The 15247-nt window shown below is 64.1% G+C and carries 14 protein-coding genes; 3 read left to right on the top strand and 11 right to left on the bottom strand.

Features of this window, described 5'->3' with window-relative positions; translation table 11 throughout:
- Nucleotides 1–41 precede the first annotated feature (41 nt).
- The 3 genes from NKJ93_RS11380 to bglB are packed head-to-tail and all read right to left on the bottom strand — an operon-like array spanning nucleotide 42 to nucleotide 4488.
- Complete coding sequence (locus tag NKJ93_RS11380; protein WP_352589048.1) at nucleotides 42–2561, bottom strand: hypothetical protein; 2520 nt, start codon at nucleotides 2559–2561, stop codon at nucleotides 42–44.
- Nucleotides 2558–3391: a 5-dehydro-4-deoxy-D-glucuronate isomerase gene (gene kduI, locus NKJ93_RS11375; RefSeq protein WP_051409560.1), complete on the bottom strand. Its 834-nt coding sequence runs from the start codon at nucleotides 3389–3391 to the stop codon at nucleotides 2558–2560. Before kduI ends, NKJ93_RS11380 begins: the two co-directional genes overlap by 4 nt.
- Nucleotides 3388–4488: a beta-galactosidase BglB gene (gene bglB / locus NKJ93_RS11370; protein ID WP_352494368.1), complete on the bottom strand. Its 1101-nt coding sequence runs from the start codon at nucleotides 4486–4488 to the stop codon at nucleotides 3388–3390. The genes kduI and bglB overlap by 4 nt, the downstream gene beginning before the upstream one ends.
- A 110-nt stretch (nucleotides 4489–4598) precedes the next feature.
- On the opposite strand from bglB, the gene NKJ93_RS11365 reads away from it, so the two are divergent.
- The gene (locus tag NKJ93_RS11365) at nucleotides 4599–5666 is read left to right on the top strand and encodes a LacI family DNA-binding transcriptional regulator (protein ID WP_352494369.1); all 1068 of its coding nucleotides are present in this window, start codon (nucleotides 4599–4601) and stop codon (nucleotides 5664–5666) included.
- On the opposite strand, the gene NKJ93_RS11360 is transcribed toward NKJ93_RS11365, so the two are convergent.
- Nucleotides 5651–6133 (bottom strand): flavin reductase family protein, encoded by a 483-nt coding sequence (locus NKJ93_RS11360; protein ID WP_023716969.1) that lies wholly within the window; start codon nucleotides 6131–6133, stop codon nucleotides 5651–5653. The genes NKJ93_RS11365 and NKJ93_RS11360 overlap by 16 nt on opposite strands.
- Nucleotides 6133–7290, bottom strand: a complete 1158-nt coding sequence (locus tag NKJ93_RS11355; RefSeq protein ID WP_023716968.1) for an LLM class flavin-dependent oxidoreductase — start codon at nucleotides 7288–7290, stop codon at nucleotides 6133–6135. The genes NKJ93_RS11360 and NKJ93_RS11355 overlap by 1 nt, the downstream gene beginning before the upstream one ends.
- A gap of 224 nt (nucleotides 7291–7514) precedes the next feature.
- On the opposite strand from NKJ93_RS11355, the gene NKJ93_RS11350 reads away from it, so the two are divergent.
- On the top strand, nucleotides 7515–8171 hold the full coding sequence (locus tag NKJ93_RS11350) for a GntR family transcriptional regulator (RefSeq protein WP_352589045.1): 657 nt from the start codon (nucleotides 7515–7517) through the stop codon (nucleotides 8169–8171).
- A 60-nt stretch (nucleotides 8172–8231) separates the two neighbouring features.
- Nucleotides 8232–9305, top strand: a complete 1074-nt coding sequence (locus tag NKJ93_RS11345; protein WP_502898288.1) for a Gfo/Idh/MocA family protein — start codon at nucleotides 8232–8234, stop codon at nucleotides 9303–9305.
- A gap of 30 nt (nucleotides 9306–9335) precedes the next feature.
- Here NKJ93_RS11345 and NKJ93_RS11340 read toward each other — a convergent pair whose 3' ends face one another.
- The 6 genes from NKJ93_RS11340 to NKJ93_RS11315 form a co-directional block, all read right to left on the bottom strand.
- On the bottom strand, nucleotides 9336–10394 hold the full coding sequence (locus NKJ93_RS11340; RefSeq protein ID WP_352589040.1) for an ABC transporter ATP-binding protein: 1059 nt from the start codon (nucleotides 10392–10394) through the stop codon (nucleotides 9336–9338).
- A 39-nt stretch (nucleotides 10395–10433) separates the two neighbouring features.
- Complete coding sequence (locus NKJ93_RS11335; RefSeq protein ID WP_352483688.1) at nucleotides 10434–11255, bottom strand: carbohydrate ABC transporter permease; 822 nt, start codon at nucleotides 11253–11255, stop codon at nucleotides 10434–10436.
- The gene (locus tag NKJ93_RS11330) at nucleotides 11256–12158 is read right to left on the bottom strand and encodes a carbohydrate ABC transporter permease (RefSeq protein ID WP_352494401.1); all 903 of its coding nucleotides are present in this window, start codon (nucleotides 12156–12158) and stop codon (nucleotides 11256–11258) included.
- 35 nt (nucleotides 12159–12193) lie between these two features.
- Complete coding sequence (locus NKJ93_RS11325) at nucleotides 12194–13531, bottom strand: extracellular solute-binding protein (RefSeq protein WP_023716964.1); 1338 nt, start codon at nucleotides 13529–13531, stop codon at nucleotides 12194–12196.
- Between the two features lie 61 nt (nucleotides 13532–13592).
- Nucleotides 13593–14252: a GntR family transcriptional regulator gene (locus NKJ93_RS11320; protein WP_023716963.1), complete on the bottom strand. Its 660-nt coding sequence runs from the start codon at nucleotides 14250–14252 to the stop codon at nucleotides 13593–13595.
- Nucleotides 14253–14291: 39 nt separating this feature from the next.
- Complete coding sequence (locus NKJ93_RS11315) at nucleotides 14292–15176, bottom strand: dihydrodipicolinate synthase family protein (protein WP_023716962.1); 885 nt, start codon at nucleotides 15174–15176, stop codon at nucleotides 14292–14294.
- Nucleotides 15177–15247 lie beyond the last annotated feature (71 nt).

The raw sequence follows: 15247 nt of genomic DNA, 5'->3' as shown, positions 1-15247 counted from the left end.
CGCTACGCCCTCTCCTCTTGAGCGTCGCAGCCGATTCCTCCCTACTCTCTGTGCTTCATGCGCATCGCCTCACCGCGCACGGTCCAGTTGGCCGGATCGAGTGTACGTCCCTCGGCCACGATCCTTGCGTCGGCGAGGAAATGCACCGTGCCGTACTCCGGATCCTCGACGATCAACTCGCCGTCGGGACCCGACCGCACCGACAGGCCGGCAAAGGCGCCCGCCCAGGCGTCGAGCGCCGGCAGATTGGCATCCCTGTCACCGAGGCGAACGATCCATGTCGTCCTGCGTCCCGCCGCCCGCAACTCGTTGCCGGCCGTCGGGCCGGCCTCTACCTGCGTGAGCGGAACATCCGTCTTCAGCATGACGAAGGCGCCGCCGGATTGCGCGAACGCCCGATCGCCACCCACTCGCACGGCATCGAAGGCACGTGCGGGGAACCAGGCGTGCGTGAAGTCGGGCTGTTCATCCGAGCAGGAGAAGCTGACGATGGCGAGGTCGCGGTATTGGTGAAGCCGGGGCAACGTGCCTGAGCCACCCCAATATGATGGTCTGCCATATCCCGACTGCAGCACTTCGCCGGGGTGGTTGATCCAGATCTGCGCATCCGGATTCTTGCCCAGCCGGGCGTGAATGACGGTCTCCTGATAACCCCATTGATTCCAGCGATAGCCAGCGGCGCTGCCCATCGCATGGCCGCGCGTCTTGTAGTGGTAGAGCCGCGCGAAGCGGTCTTGTCCCTGCGCGAAAGTCCATTCCCACGCCGTATCGTCGGTGAGGGAAGCAATTGCTGCCAACCCGTCCGGAACGCTCAAATCGTGATCCCGCAGGCACAATGCCAGCTGCGGCAGCGCGTGAAAGCGCATGCCGTAATTGCCCTTGCCCCAAAGCATGCGGCAGATGCCGGACAATTCCAGGGAACGCGCGGCGCGCAGCGTGTGCTCGTAGGAGCGGCCCTGCGCCCCGGTGAGGATGCCGCGATGCGCCGAGCGGGCGACGATTTCAAGCAGGCGTATGACTGCGTTGCCGGCACGTTCGGCGATGTCCTTGTCCGGGGCCAGCGCGCAGAGCGCGCACAGGCCCTTGAGGTCGATCGGAAAATAGGGCGCCGAGTTGAACTCGGCCATCTCCCATGCCTCGAAATGATCGAGCCAGGCGCGTACCCGCGCGGCTCCCACCGCGGACTGTTCGCGGCCAAGGCGGCCCGACCGCACGAACCGCACATCAGGCAACAGGCTCCCAGCAATATAGGCGGCGGTGTGGAAGAGCAGCGCGTGGTTCTCGGAGAAGTACCACTGCACATCATTGCCGGGCTCGTCCATCCAGTAGCGATAGCCGAGGATGGCGTTGTCGATGCGCGCGCGCAGGCTCACTTCCAGCCGATCGCCATAGGCCTTGCGGCACCACAGCAGCGGCACCAGGATGAAGTCGGCGCAATCGTGACAATCCTCGATCGCCGGCAGCGTGCCGGAGATCATGGCGTCGGTCTCGGCGCCCTGCTGCCCGATCGCCAGGCGCGCCAGCGCGCGCACCGTATCGGCCTCGGCGTGATCGGCGACCTCGCGCAAAGCCTCATCTATACGCGCGGTAAGCGTTTCCGGCGCATCGCCCTGACGGTGCGCGTGGCATATCTCGACGCCGAAGACACGCGATACGGCATGGTCTGCGACCCTCAGCGACACCTTGAAATGGCGAAAGTCGGCCGGCAGCTGCTCGGTATCGGCGATCGGCAGCCGCGTCTGGCCCGTTGGCAGATCGAAGGCGAAGCGCACCGGCGTCTCGATCGACATGAAATCGCCTTCGATCTCGATCTCGACTTGCGCGTCGCGCGGCAGGGCCACGCCGGTGACGAGCGCCACCTCGCCGCCGTCATAGGCGGGACGGTCGAAATGCATGTCGTCGAGGGCTGCTTCCATCGCATCGGCAACGCCGCTCTCGACTTCGATCGGCAGTGCGACCGAAGCAGCCGGACCGGATAGATAATCGAGCTGGAAATAGTAGCGGGCGTCGCGCTCGGCGAGATCGTCGAACCATATGCGAATGTCGTTGCGGCCGACCCTCAGCACGATCTTGAAGTGCTCGGCACTTTCCAGATTGCGGCCGTAGGGCGCCATCCAGCCGGCTTCCTCGCCATTGGCAAAGAGTATGGCGCCGCCGCATGTACGCAGCCGTACCATCACCTCGCCACTCGAGGCCGCCTCGATGGTGGTCTCGGCCCAGGTCCCAAGCACCGTCGGCCGGAACCAGAAGCCCGACAGGTCGATGCGTGGCGAGGCGAAGGGCAACCAGATGCGCTCAGCGCCGAATTCGGCGCTGACCTGTGGTCGCTTGCCGCGTCGTTCCGCTGCGAACTGCGTGCGGCACGGATATTCATGGGGAATGAAATTCTTGTGCTTGGTAAGGAAGAAGAAGGGATCCATCTCGCCTTGCATGGGCTGGTCGGCCACGTCGTAGCGTTGCTCGGCGATAGACCCGAGCCGCCAATAGACGATTGGCTGCCCCGCCACGAGCGGCCGGCGCAGCGTAAAGTCCGTCCGAACGCTTTGCGCGGCCTCGCTCATCGCAAATCCTTCACGGGTACTGGATCGACATCGGTGTAGGCCTGGTTCTCGCCGGTCATGCCCCAGACGAAAGCATAGGGGCCGGTGCCGGCACCCATATGGATAGACCAGGCGGGCGACAGGACAACGTCACCGTCCGCAACCATCAGGTGGCGCGTCTTGTCAGGCCGGCCCATCAGATGGACCACACGGTCGGCCTCGGCGAGGTCGAAGTAGCAATAAGCTTCCATGCGCCGCTCATGCAGATGCGGCGGCATGGTATTCCACACACTGCCCGGCGCGAGGTCGGTGATCCCCATCAGCAAGAGGCAGGACGGGGCCACTTCGGGATGGATGTACATGCGCAGCGTGCGCCTGTTCGCGCGAGCCTCCTCGCCGAGCACAAGCGGCTTGGCTTCGCTGTTGACGATGAGACGGTGCGCAATAGCGGCGCCGGCCGGCACCGAGTTCATATAGAAGCGTGCCGGCCTCTCCGGATCGTCGCTCTCCAGCGTCACCTCGCGCGCTCCGCGTCCGATATAGACGATGTCGCGGTTAGCCACGGGAAAGCGCCTGCCGTCCACCGCGACGGCGCCATTGCCGCCGAGATTGGCGATGCCCATCTCGCGCGCGTCAAAGAAGAGCGGCGTGCCGACTTCGGCCCCGTTGCCGAATGTCAGCGGGTTGGCCAGCGGCACCGCGCCACCGACGATCATGCGGTCGACATGGGTGTAGACGAATTCGATCGCGCCGGGCCGGAACAAGCCGTCGACCAGGAACTCGGCCCTCAGCCGGTCCGTGTCCATGCCGGCAATATCGCCCGGCGACACGCCATAGAGCGTCCGCATCATGCCGCCTCCACCTTCGACTGCAGATGCCGGGTCCCTTCGGTCAAGCACAGAATGGCCAGCGCCTGTCCGTAGCCCGTCGGATGGATGGGTATATCGCGATAGAACTGCAGGTCGGCGCCCATGCGTGTGCCATAAGACACGTTCGCCACCACACCTTTGTCATCGATGTTGGCCACCACGGCTTCCAAGGCGCGGAGGCCGGCGGCACGGCACTCTGTCGAGCCGATTCCGAGCCGCGCGGCCTTCATCAACCCGTAGCCGAAGCCGGCCGTGGCGGAAATCTCCTCGTAAGACGTCGGGTCGTCGAGCAGAGTGTGCCATGCGCCCGAACCTGCCTGCACCTCGAGCAGGGCGTTGATCTGCGTCTCCAGCACGCCGAGCAGATAGGCCCGGACCGAGGGTGCAATTTCGGCGAACTCCACCAGTTCGAGGATACCGACGGTAATCCAGGCATTGCCTCTCGCCCAACGCGCACGGGCGAAATTGTGCCGTCCCGCGAACGTCCAGCCGTGAAACCACAGCCCTGATGCCGGATCGGCGAGATAACGGGCGTGGACCAGGAATTGCCTTTCTGCTTCCTCGACGAAGCGACGCTGACCGGCAGCCTGGCCGTAGGATGCGAGGAACAGCGCCACCATGAACAGCGTGTCGTCCCACAATTCGTCGTCGTTGACCCGGTCCGAAACATCATGCTGGAAACCGCCTTCGGGCGTCCGTGGCAAGGCGGTGACTACCTGCTCGGCCCATTCGCGCAGGACCGGCTCGAAGCGCGGCTGGCGCCGGCGCCGCCACAATTCGCTTAGCGCCAGCAGAGGCGCCGTGGTGTTGACGTTCATCGCAGGGAGACCGGCAGCGATGCGTCGGTCGTACCAGGCCTCGATCGTCTGCAGCAGCCGATCGTCGCCGGTCTGCGCCCACAGCCGAACCAGCCCGTAGAGCCCGACGCCCTGCGGCCATTCCCAGCTGTCGAAGCTGACATAGTCGCCCGGCGTGCCGTCGAGATTCGGCTCATGGAACCGCCCGTCATGACGCAAGCCGGTCATGCCGGCCACGAGGCTGGCAAGCACGGAATTCAGGCGTTCGGCCGACAGCGGCATCACTCCTCCCGTTTCTCCCGCTTCATCGGAACTGTTTCACAGCCATTTTTCTTGCGCAATCTGAAAATTTTTTGCATTAATCGGGTGACTTGGCGGAGATGACGGAGCGGATGAATATCCAGGGCAAGCGCGGGCGCCCCAGCCGCCGCATTCGACTTGAGGAGATCGCGGCGCGTTGCGGCGTGTCGGTCAGCACCGCCTCCCGTGCGCTGAGCGGTGTCGGCGGCGTGAGGGACGAGCTTCGCACCAGGATCATCGAAACGGCGAAGTCGATGAACTATGCCATTCCCGCCTCGGTTGCCGGCCGCAAGGTCATCCTGGCCGCAAGCAGCGTGGCAATGGTGGACAGTGCCCGCAATCAGTTCACCTACCATGTCCTTGATGGGCTCAACGAGCGCGCCCGGTTGCTGGGCGTCGAACTGGTGACCCGGCCGGTTTCGGCGCCCGAGGACGAAATCGCGCTGCTGCGTGAATCCGAGCGCGACGACACCGTCGCCGGCTGCCTGTTTCTGACACTGGACGATGACGATGTGCTGACGCTGACAGCCGGATTCGCCAAGCCGATCGTGCTCGTCAACGGCGACGATCCCTCGATGCGCCATTCGAGCGTGACGCCCTGCAATCGCTCTGCCGCCATGCTTGCCGCGCAGCATCTGATCGGCCTCGGCCACCGCCGCATCCTGTTCCTGATGCGGCGTGGGCGGCGCACGATCGAGCGGCGCTACGAAGGTTGGCGCGACGCGCTGATCACGGCCGGCATTGTCGGCTTCGACGACTTCGTGGTCGAGGTGCAGGACTGGCTGCCGGAACTTGCGAGCAGGGCCGTGACCGAGCGCATCGCGGCCCGCGGCCTCGATTTCACCGCCGTGCTGACGGCCGGCGACAGCCTGGCGTTTGGTGCCATCGCCGGCGTCCAGGAGGCCGGATATTCGGTGCCTGGCGATGTGTCCGTGGTCGGTATGGACGACTTGCCGCTCGCTGCCTTCTGCAATCCGCCGCTGACGGCGATGCACATTCCCATGCGCGAGATCGGATCGGCGGCGCTTAGCCTGTTGCTCGACGACATGGCCCATTCGGGGTCGCCGCCGCGTCGCGTCGAACTTGCCTGCAATCTCGTGGTGCGCCAGTCGACGGCACCAGCCCGGAGCGGCGCCGGCGGTCATCAACTGGCCTCTTGAGCGCGCGACTTGCCGCCAGCAAAGAGCAACGGCAACCCCTCTTGCGTCTCCAGTTCAAGGACACGTCCAAGCAGGATCATATGGTCGCCAGCCGGAAAGCGGTCGGCGACGCTGCATTCGAACCGCGCCAGCGCGCGCGGCAGCAATGGCACGCCGTGCTCGCTCCATGACAGGTCAAGATCGGCAAAGTCCGTCCCCGACTTCGAAAAACGCCAGCACAGATCGATTTGATCTTCCGCCAGCACGTGAATGGCGTAGTGCGCGGAATTGGCGAAGGCTTCGAACCGGCGCGAGTGGCGGCCGATAGACCAGAGCACCAGCGGCGGGTCGAGCGACACGGATGAGAAGCTGTTGGCGGTGATTGCGACCGGGCCGTCGGCCGTGCCGGTGGTGACGACCGTGACGCCGGTGGCGAAACGCCCGAAGGCATTGCGCAAAAGGCCTGGATCGCACACGACATGCTCCATCAGCGGCGCTCCCCCGTTCCCAGTGGTGTCGCCGGGATCCGTTCGGGCACCCGGCCATAGGCGTGCGGGAGCGAGCATGTCTTGAGCTGGGGCAGGACCTTGGTGCCGAAATGACGCGCCTCGTCGAGATGGGGGTAGCCGGAAAAGATGAAGGCGCGGATCCCCATCTTCATATACGCCTCGATTTCCGACAGAACCTGATCGGTCGAGCCCACCAGCGCCGCGCCGCAGCCAGAGCGCGCCCGCCCGACCCCCGTCCACAGATGCGGCTCGACATAGCCTTCGGCATCGGCGATCTGGCGGTTCCTGGCCTGGTGCGATACGCCGAGCGATCGGGCGTCGAGCGCGCGCTCGCGGATCGCCCTGCCCTGCTCGTCGTCCAGCCTCGAAACCAGCTCCCGGGCATATTCCTTTGCCTCTGCCTCGGTATCGCGCACGATCATGTGGACGCGCAGGCCGTAGTCGAGCGTCCGCCCATGACGCTCGGCGCGCTCGTGGACTGCTCTCATGCGGCCGGCAAGCTCCTCCTTGGTTTCCGGCCACATCAGGTAGACGTCGCACTGTTCGGCGCAAAGCTCGAGCGCGTCGGGCGAATAACCGCCGAAATAGAGCAGCGGGCCGCCATTCTGCTGATAGGGCTTCGCCGGCGCCGTCGAGAGCCCTTTGTAGCGATAGACCTCGCCCTCGAAATCGATGCTGTCCCTGGTCCAGGCCTGGCGCAGGATCTGCACCACCTCGCGGGAACGCTGATAGCGGTAGGCGCTGTCGGCTGTCTCGCCCGGAAAGTCCGACGAAATGACGTTCACCGTCAGCCGGCCTTCCAGCATGTGGTCCAGCGTCGCAATCGTGCGCGCCAGCATGATCGGCTGCATCTCGCCGCAGCGCACAGCGGCAAGCAGATTGATCTTCGACGTGATCGGCGCGCAGCCGGCAACGAAGCTCAGCGTGTCCTGGCCGACCTGATAGGACGACGGACACAAGATGTTGCGGAAACCGAGTGCCTCGGACGTCTTCACGATCTCGGAGCAATGCGCCCAGCCCGAGCGCAGTGCGCCGTCCGGCACGCCGAGATATCGATAGTCGTCCGAGCAGAGTGCGGCGAACCACGAGACTTCGGCAGCATCGAGATCCGGCGAGGTGATTGGGACGATGCTCATTGCCACTCTTCAGAAAAGACGTCCGGGCCACTCAATGACGTCCGGAGCTGCGAATAGGGCTTGCGTAGCATTCGTTTCTGTGTAGATCAATACTGTATCAATTTTGGAGCCAAACCCGAAACCGAGATGCGATTGGAACACCGATGCATTTGACAAGGGCGGACCCAGGCCACCGATCCAGCCAGATGCGCGGGCCCTTGCCTGTGCACTTGCAGACCAGCGAAATGCTGATCCGCGAAATCGCGGCCGGACGGCTGCCCGACGGGGCGCGGCTGCCGCCCGAGCGCGAGATGGCCGCGAGCCTCGGGATTGCCGTCGGCACGCTCAGGCGCGCGCTGGCAGATTTGACCGAAAAGGGCCTTCTCGATCGCATCCAGGGCTCGGGTAACTATGTGCGAGCGCGCGGCGACTTGCTCGGGATCTATGCCTTCTTTCGCCTGGAGCGCATCGGCGGTGGCGGCCTGCCGAGCGCCGACGTGCTGTCCGTCGAGCGGCTGCCCAAGCCCGCCGACCTGCCGCAATTCGGCAGCACCGGCGAAGCCCACCGTATACGCCGGCTGCGGCGGCTTGACGGCGAGCCGGCCGCGGTCGAGGAGATCTGGCTCGACGTCAGCCGCGCCGAGCGGCTCAAGCGCGAGGACCTGTCGGAATCCCTCTATCTCCACTACCGGCTCGCGCTCGGCTTTTCGATCGTTCGCGCCGAAGACCACGTCGCCGTCGCGCCTGCGCCGGACTGGGCCCCGCTCGAGTTCAGGCCATCGCCGGGGACGGTCGTGGGTTTCATTGAACGTATCGCCTGGGCTGGCGACGGCGCCAGCGCGGAATATTCCCGCAGCTGGTTCGATCCGGGCGCGGCGCGCTACGTCACGCGTTTCAGATAGGCCGGAGGAAGTCGCAGCGTGACCAGATCATCGATCGGCTACGGCATCATCGGCTGCGGCATGATGGGCCGCGAGCACATCCGCAACATCGCTCTGTTGCCCGACGCGCATGTGGCCGCGATCTTCGAGCCGGACCCCGGCATGTTGGCGGCGTCGCTGGCGACGGCGTCGGGCGCGCGATCGGCGGCATCGATCGCCAAACTGCTGGCCATGGACGAGGTAGACTGCGTCTTGATTGCCAGCCCCAACCACCAGCACCTCGGTCAGATGGAGCAGATCGCCGCACTTCGACCACTGCCGGTGCTGGTGGAAAAGCCGCTCTTCACCGACGCCGCTGGCGAGGGGCGGATCGCGGCGCTGAAAGCTCGGCTTCCGCTCGTGTGGGTGGCCATGGAATACCGCTATATGCCGCCCGTCGCCGCATTCATCGAGCAGGCGCGCCACGCCACCGGCGGCATCCGCATGCTGACGGTCCGCGAGCACCGTTTCCCGTTTCTGACCAAGGTCGGCGACTGGAACCGCTTCAACCGCAACACCGGCGGCACGTTCGTCGAGAAGTGCTGCCACTTCTTCGACCTGATGCGGCTGATCCTCGGATCCGACCCCGTCCGCGTGATGGCGAGCGCTGGACAGGCCGTAAACCATCTCGACGAACGCTACGGCGGTGAGAGGCCGGATATCCTTGACCATGGCTATGTGCTGGTTGATTTCGCGAGCGGTGCGCGCGCCATGCTGGAACTCTGCATGTTCGCCGAGGGCAGCCGCTACCAGGACGAACTCTGCGCTGTCGGCGGCGACGGAAAGATCGAATGTCTGGTGCCGGGTCCCGGTCGCTTCTGGCCGACCCACCTTGGCCCTGCGCCAGTGCCCCAGTTGATCGTCAGCCCGCGCAATCTGCCTGGACCACGCCTGCTGGAGATTCCCGTCGACCCCCGGCTGCTCGAGGCAGGCGACCATAACGGTTCGACCTATTTCGAGCATGTCCGCTTCACCGCTGCGGTGCGCGGACAAGGCAAAGTGGAAGTGACCTTGCAAGACGGCTGGTGGGCCGTCGTCATGGGTCTCGCCGCCCAGAGATCGGCCCGCGAAGGCCGCGCCATCGAACTTGCCGTTGAATTCGCGTTGCCGACCTGAGGCCGACCACGCATTCACCAGACCATAGGGTCAGATGCGCCGACCGGTTGCTGCGTCGAACAGATGCGCACATGCGCGGTCGATCTCGATCCGCACCGGCGCGCCCTGCTTGAGCGGAAGCCGTTCGCGGAAAAGGCAGGAAATTTCCTCGCCGGCGCAGTCGACCTTGGCGAAGATTTCCGAACCTGTGGCTTCCAGAAGCGTGACCGTGCCTGGCACTCCCCCGGCAGTTGCGCGGATATGTTCGGGGCGGATGCCGTAGACGAGTTCGCGTCCTGCGGCATCCGCCGGCTGGGCGCCTTCCGGCAACGGCAGGATCAACCCGCCGGCGCTGCGGAACACGCCCTCCTCGATGCGGCCGGCAATGAAGTTCATGGCGGGCGAGCCGATGAAACCGGCAACGAAGAGATTGGCCGGATGGTCGTAGAGGTCCAGCGGCGCGCCGATCTGCTCGACCAGGCCGTCATGCAGTACGACGATCTTGTCGGCCATAGTCATGGCCTCGATCTGGTCGTGCGTGACATAGATGGTCGTGGTACCCAGCCGCTGGTGCAGGGCCTTGATCTCGCCGCGCATCTGGACGCGCAACTTGGCGTCGAGGTTGGAGAGCGGCTCGTCGAACAGGAAGACCTGCGGGTCGCGTACGATCGCGCGGCCCATGGCGACGCGCTGGCGCTGGCCGCCGGAAAGCTGGCGCGGATAGCGGTCGAGCAGCTTTTCGAGGCCAAGAATGCCGGCTGCCTTCCTGACCCGCCCAGCGGTATCGGTCGGGTCGGCTTTCTTGATCTTGAGGGCAAAGCCCATATTGTCGGCCACAGTCATATGCGGATAGAGCGCATAGTTCTGGAACACCATCGCGATGTTCCGGTCTCGCGCCCGCAGATTGTTGACCATGCGCTCGCCGATTGCGATCCTCCCGCCCGAGATCGTTTCAAGTCCGGCAATCATGCGCAGCAGCGTCGACTTTCCGCATCCCGACGGGCCGACCAGGATGACGAACTCGCCGTCGGCGATATCGACACTGACGTCGTGAATAATCTTGGTGGCCCCGAAGGCCTTCTGCACGTTGTTGATCGTTACCGATGCCATTGGATCTTTCCTGGAAAAAAAGTGATGTCCGGACGCGCCTCAGCCGCCCTTGACGGCGCCGGCGGTCAACCCCGCGACGATCTGCCTTTGCGCGAACATGGTCAGGATCAGCACCGGCAACGTCACCACCAGCGCCGCCGCGGCGAGCGGCCCCCAGCTGACCTGCTCGTAGGACAGCATGTTGTAGACGGCGACCGGCAATGTGCGCGTCTCCCGGCTGGCGAGCACCACGCCGAAGACGAAATTGTTCCACGAGAAGATCACGGACAGGATGAAGGCGACGACGATGCCCGGCTTGGCGATGGGCAGGGCAACCAGCCGGAAAACCTGCCAGGAGTTGGCGCCGTCGATGTTGGCCGCCTCTTCCAGTTCCATCGGCGTGGTCTCGAAATAGCCGATCATCACCCAGACCACGATCGGCACCGTCACCACCAGATGGATGATGATCTGCGGCCAGAGCGTGCCGAGGATCCCGATCCATTGGAACAGCAGAAACAGCGGGATGAGATAGGATAGCCCAGGCGTCATGCGGGCGATCATGATGACGACCGCCGACCGTTCAGCCTTGAGCCGTGCGATGCCATAGCCGGCCGGTACGCCGATCAGCAGCGCCAGCAAGGTCGCCGTGCCGGTCACCAGAACCGAGTTCCAGAGATAGAGCAGGAAATTGTTCTCCTCGAACACCTTTACATAGTTCGACCAGGCGAAACGTTCGGGGATCAGGATCGGCGGATAGGCACCGTTGTCGATTTCGAACTTCAGCGACAGCGAGATCATCCAGAGGAAGAACAGGATCGCCGGCGAGACGAAAACCAGGGCAGCGAAAAACAGACCGATCTGGTTGAGCAGCCGCGAACTCATCTATTTGCCCTCCGTATCGATCCACTGCGAGCGTTGACGCAGCATTAGGAGGACAAAAGACAGGGCCACGATGACAATGAAGAACACCACGGCCATGGCCGAGCCGTAGCCGATATCGTAGTAGGAGAAGGCGGTGTTGTAGAGATAGATGTTGATGGTTTCCGAGGCCGTGCCCGGCCCGCCCTGGGTCATCGCGTAGATGATGTCGAAGCTCTTCAGCGCATCGATGGTGCGGATGATGACCGCGATCATCAGGAACGGTGCGATCATCGGCAAAGTGAGATAGCGGAATTGCTGCCAGGCATTGGCGCCGTCGATCTCGGCGCTTTCGAAGGGCTCGCGCGGCACCGAAGCCAGCCCACCCAGCACAATCAGCATGACCAGCGGCGTCCACTGCCAGGTCTCGACCGCAACCAGCGACGGGATGACCGTGTTGGCATTGAATATCCATTCCTGAGCCGGGATGCCGACCAGCGACAGCAAGTAGTTGAGTACGCCGAGCTGAGGATGGAACATCATGGTCCAAACCAGTGCCACAGCAACGGGCGTCGCCATCATCGGCATGACGAAGACGCCGCGCAGCAGACCGCGCAGCGGAAACCTGGCGTCGAAGATCAGGGCGGCCACGGTGCCCAGGAGCATCGGCGCTGCAACCGAGAGGAAGGTGTAGGTCAACGTATGAACAAGGGATTCCCAGAAACGTGGGTCGCTTGCCAGGCGGAGGTAGTTTTCCATCCCGGCAAAGCTCCGCGACTGGCCGAGCGTCCAGCGGTTGACGCTCATCCACAGCGTGAAAGCCCAAGGAAAAACGATGACGGCGCCAACGACGACGAGTGCGGGGACAACGAAAGGCCAGTAGTTGGGAGCCAGCCGGATCGTCTGGCTCCCGTCGATAACCGGCATCGTCACCCCGGTCTGTTCTGGGGTGGTGGCCGACATCAGCCCTGCTCGCTCCTGTCGAGAACCGGCTGGAACTGCTCGGTGGCCTTCTTCAGCTCGGCGGCGGGATCGGCGCCGGCAATCATGTTGGTCAGCGCCACGCCATAGATGTCGCGGAATTCGGTGACGGGAATGATGACCGGCAGCGCCAGCCGGCTGATATTGCCTGAGCCGATCACGGCATCAAGCCAGCTTGCCGGCATAGTGACGCCTTCGCGCACCTTGGGATCCTCCAGCACGGATTTGCGGAACGGAACGCCGGCGCCGGCCTGCAACAGCCTCGCGCCCATGGCTGGCGATACCGCCCACTGGCAGAACAGATAGGCGGCCTCCTTCTTCTCGCTGGCGGCGGTAACGCCAATCCCGTCGCCAAAGGTGCCCGAGGCATGCGCCTTGGGACCCTTGGGCATGACGCCGTAGCCGACCTTGCCGACCACCCTCGATTTTTCCGGGTTTTCCATCGGCGGGGCAAAACCCACGCCGTCGAGCCACATGCCGATCTTGCCTTGCAGGAAGGCAGACTGTGCTTCGGCCCAATTGAACCCGGTGACGCCCGGAGGGGCGGACTTGGTCATCAATCTTTGATAGAGCGCGGCAGCCTCGATCGCCTCGGGAGCCTCGGTGCGCAGCTTGCCCTTGTCGTCGAGCGGCGTCATGTCGTAGCCGAGCATCAGCGATGTCCACACCGGCGTATTTGCGTTCTTGAGCCCGCGGGCGACGAAGCCGTATGTATTGGTCGACGGGTCGGTCAGCGCTTCGGCGGCGGCCACCAGTTGCTCGAAGGTCTCGGGGTATTTGAGGCCCTTGGCCTCGAACAGCTCCTTGTTCCAATAGAGTATCCAGTAGTCCACCGAGAAGGGTAGCGAGCGCAGCACGCCCTGGCCGTCCTTGGCAAACAGCATGCCGGCCTCGGCGAAGTCGCTTTCGACCAACCCCGGGTCGGTGAGCGACGGGTCGGCGAGGTAGCCGGCGATGTCAGCCAGCCAGCCACCTTTCTCGAACTGGCGCTTTTGCACGTGGTAGCTCAGATGCACGACGTCGAAGCTGGGCTTGCCCGAGCTCAATTCGATCACCGTCTTCTGGCGCTGCTGCTGCTCGGGCGTGGCCTCGGCATTGACCTTGATGCCGGTCAGTTCCTCGAACTCGGCGAGATATTTCAGGATGGTGTCGCTGCGCGGGCTTTTCACCAGATTGACGTCAAGCGTCGTCCCGGCAAAGCGTTTCCAGTCGACGCCTGCGGCAAAGCTAGGGCGGAGCCCCACAAGGCCGGCGGCGGTGAGCGCCGCGGTTCCGGCAAGGAGTTGCCTCCTGGTTGGGTTGAACAGATTGGACGACATTTCTTCCTCCCGGTTGCTGTCGTTGTGGATGCGCCGCGAACCGCGGCGCGGCTATATTTCCTCAGATCTGGAGCGCCAGCCGGCGCGCATTGTCGATATGCAGACTGATCGCTTCAACCGCCTTTTGCGAATTGCGGCTCTCCATGGCTTCGATGACCGCCAAATGTTCGCGCATCACCGGCACCACGCGACCGTCGATGCGGAAACGCTCCTGGTGGATCAGCCGGATTTTCACCGAGTTGACCAGATAGGCCTTGGCGATGATCTCGTTGCCCAGCGCATTGATAAAGGTATCGTGCATGGCCCAGTCGATGGTCTGGGCCTTGGCTTCCATTTCCGGCGTCGGCGCCTGCCCCAGAGCTTGAGCCAGCATCTCCTCGTGTTCGCGCCGCATGCGGGCAAGTTCGGCATCTGAAGCGCTGGCCGTGAATAGCGCCACCGCCTCGCGTTCCATGAATAGCCGAAACTGAAAGGCCTCGCGGATCAGATTGATGTCGATGTGCGCGATTTGCATGCCGCGCTGCGGGATGGTGGTCAGCAATCCCTCGGCCTCGAGACGCGGGACGATCTCGCGAATAGCGCCCAGCGGCAGCCCGGTGAAAGCGACCAGTTCGCGCTGTGACACGAACTGCCCCGGCCGCAGATCACGGGCCAGCAAATGCCGCGTGAAGCTGGCATAGGCTTTCTCCCGGAGAGTGATCGGTTCGCTGCCGTCTTCCACTTCAGCTCGCTTCCTTGTCGGCCAGCCCGGCCTTGTCGGTCAGGCCGCCTCTGTCGCAAACAGCCTGTCGTAGGCCGCGGCAAGCTGCCGCCGTCCTTGTGGGCCGATCGCCTCCAGGGGCGGGCGGACCGCCAGCCAGCGCTCGTCGCCGGTCGTGCGCGCGACCATGACCTTCACCGCCGGTGTGACCGGGTATTTGAGCAATTCGAGCACGAAGTCCTCGACGCGTGGGTCGTCGCGGCCGTCTTCGACCATTGCGAGGATTTCGCCGGTAACAAAATTAGCCATGCCGGAAATCGCACCCTGTCCGCCGCGGCGCACGCTTCTCGCCAGATGCCGTTCGTCGCCGATCAGGATCACCAGATCGCCATGCGCTTCAAGCAGCGCCTCACTGTAGCTCCAGTCCCCGCCGGAATCCTTCACCCCGGCCACCACAGCGGGAAAGGCGGCGCGCAACCGGCCGATCAGCCCAAGCGGGAGCGGCACCATGGTGACAGAGGGGATGTTATAGAGGAGCACATCACGCGCCAGCGGGCCGAGTGCGGCGAAGACGGCGGAAAACCATCCGAACAGCCCGTTCTCGCCGACATTCTTGAAGTAGCTCGGCGGAGCGAGCAGAATGTTGCGAACGCCGCGCTGCAAAGCGTGCCGAGCCTGATCGGCGGCATCTTCGATTGCATCGACCAGCACGCCGGCGACGAGCTGATGTGCCGGTATACCGGCCGCCAACATGGCTTCGGTGACGATCCGCCGCTCGTCGGTGCCCACCGAGGCTCCTTCCCCGGTGGTGCCGAACAGCGTCGCGCTGCTGCAGCCGGCGCCAAGGCAGGCTCGGGCGTGCGCGATCATCGGCGCGAGCGCTATCTGCCCCGACGGGTCGAAGGGTGTGGCTAAGGCAACCGAAAGACCAAAGCGGGAAGCCAATGCGATCTCCGTTGAAATCAATGTGCACGTAGCGTTAGCACGCTAACATGTCAGATGTAAACTGGCGATCT

This window comes from Mesorhizobium sp. M0028, from assembly GCF_040323855.1.
Lineage (GTDB): Bacteria > Pseudomonadota > Alphaproteobacteria > Rhizobiales > Rhizobiaceae > Mesorhizobium.
Note: the sequence above shows the minus strand (reverse complement) of the source record. Positions and strands in the feature narration are given on the sequence as shown.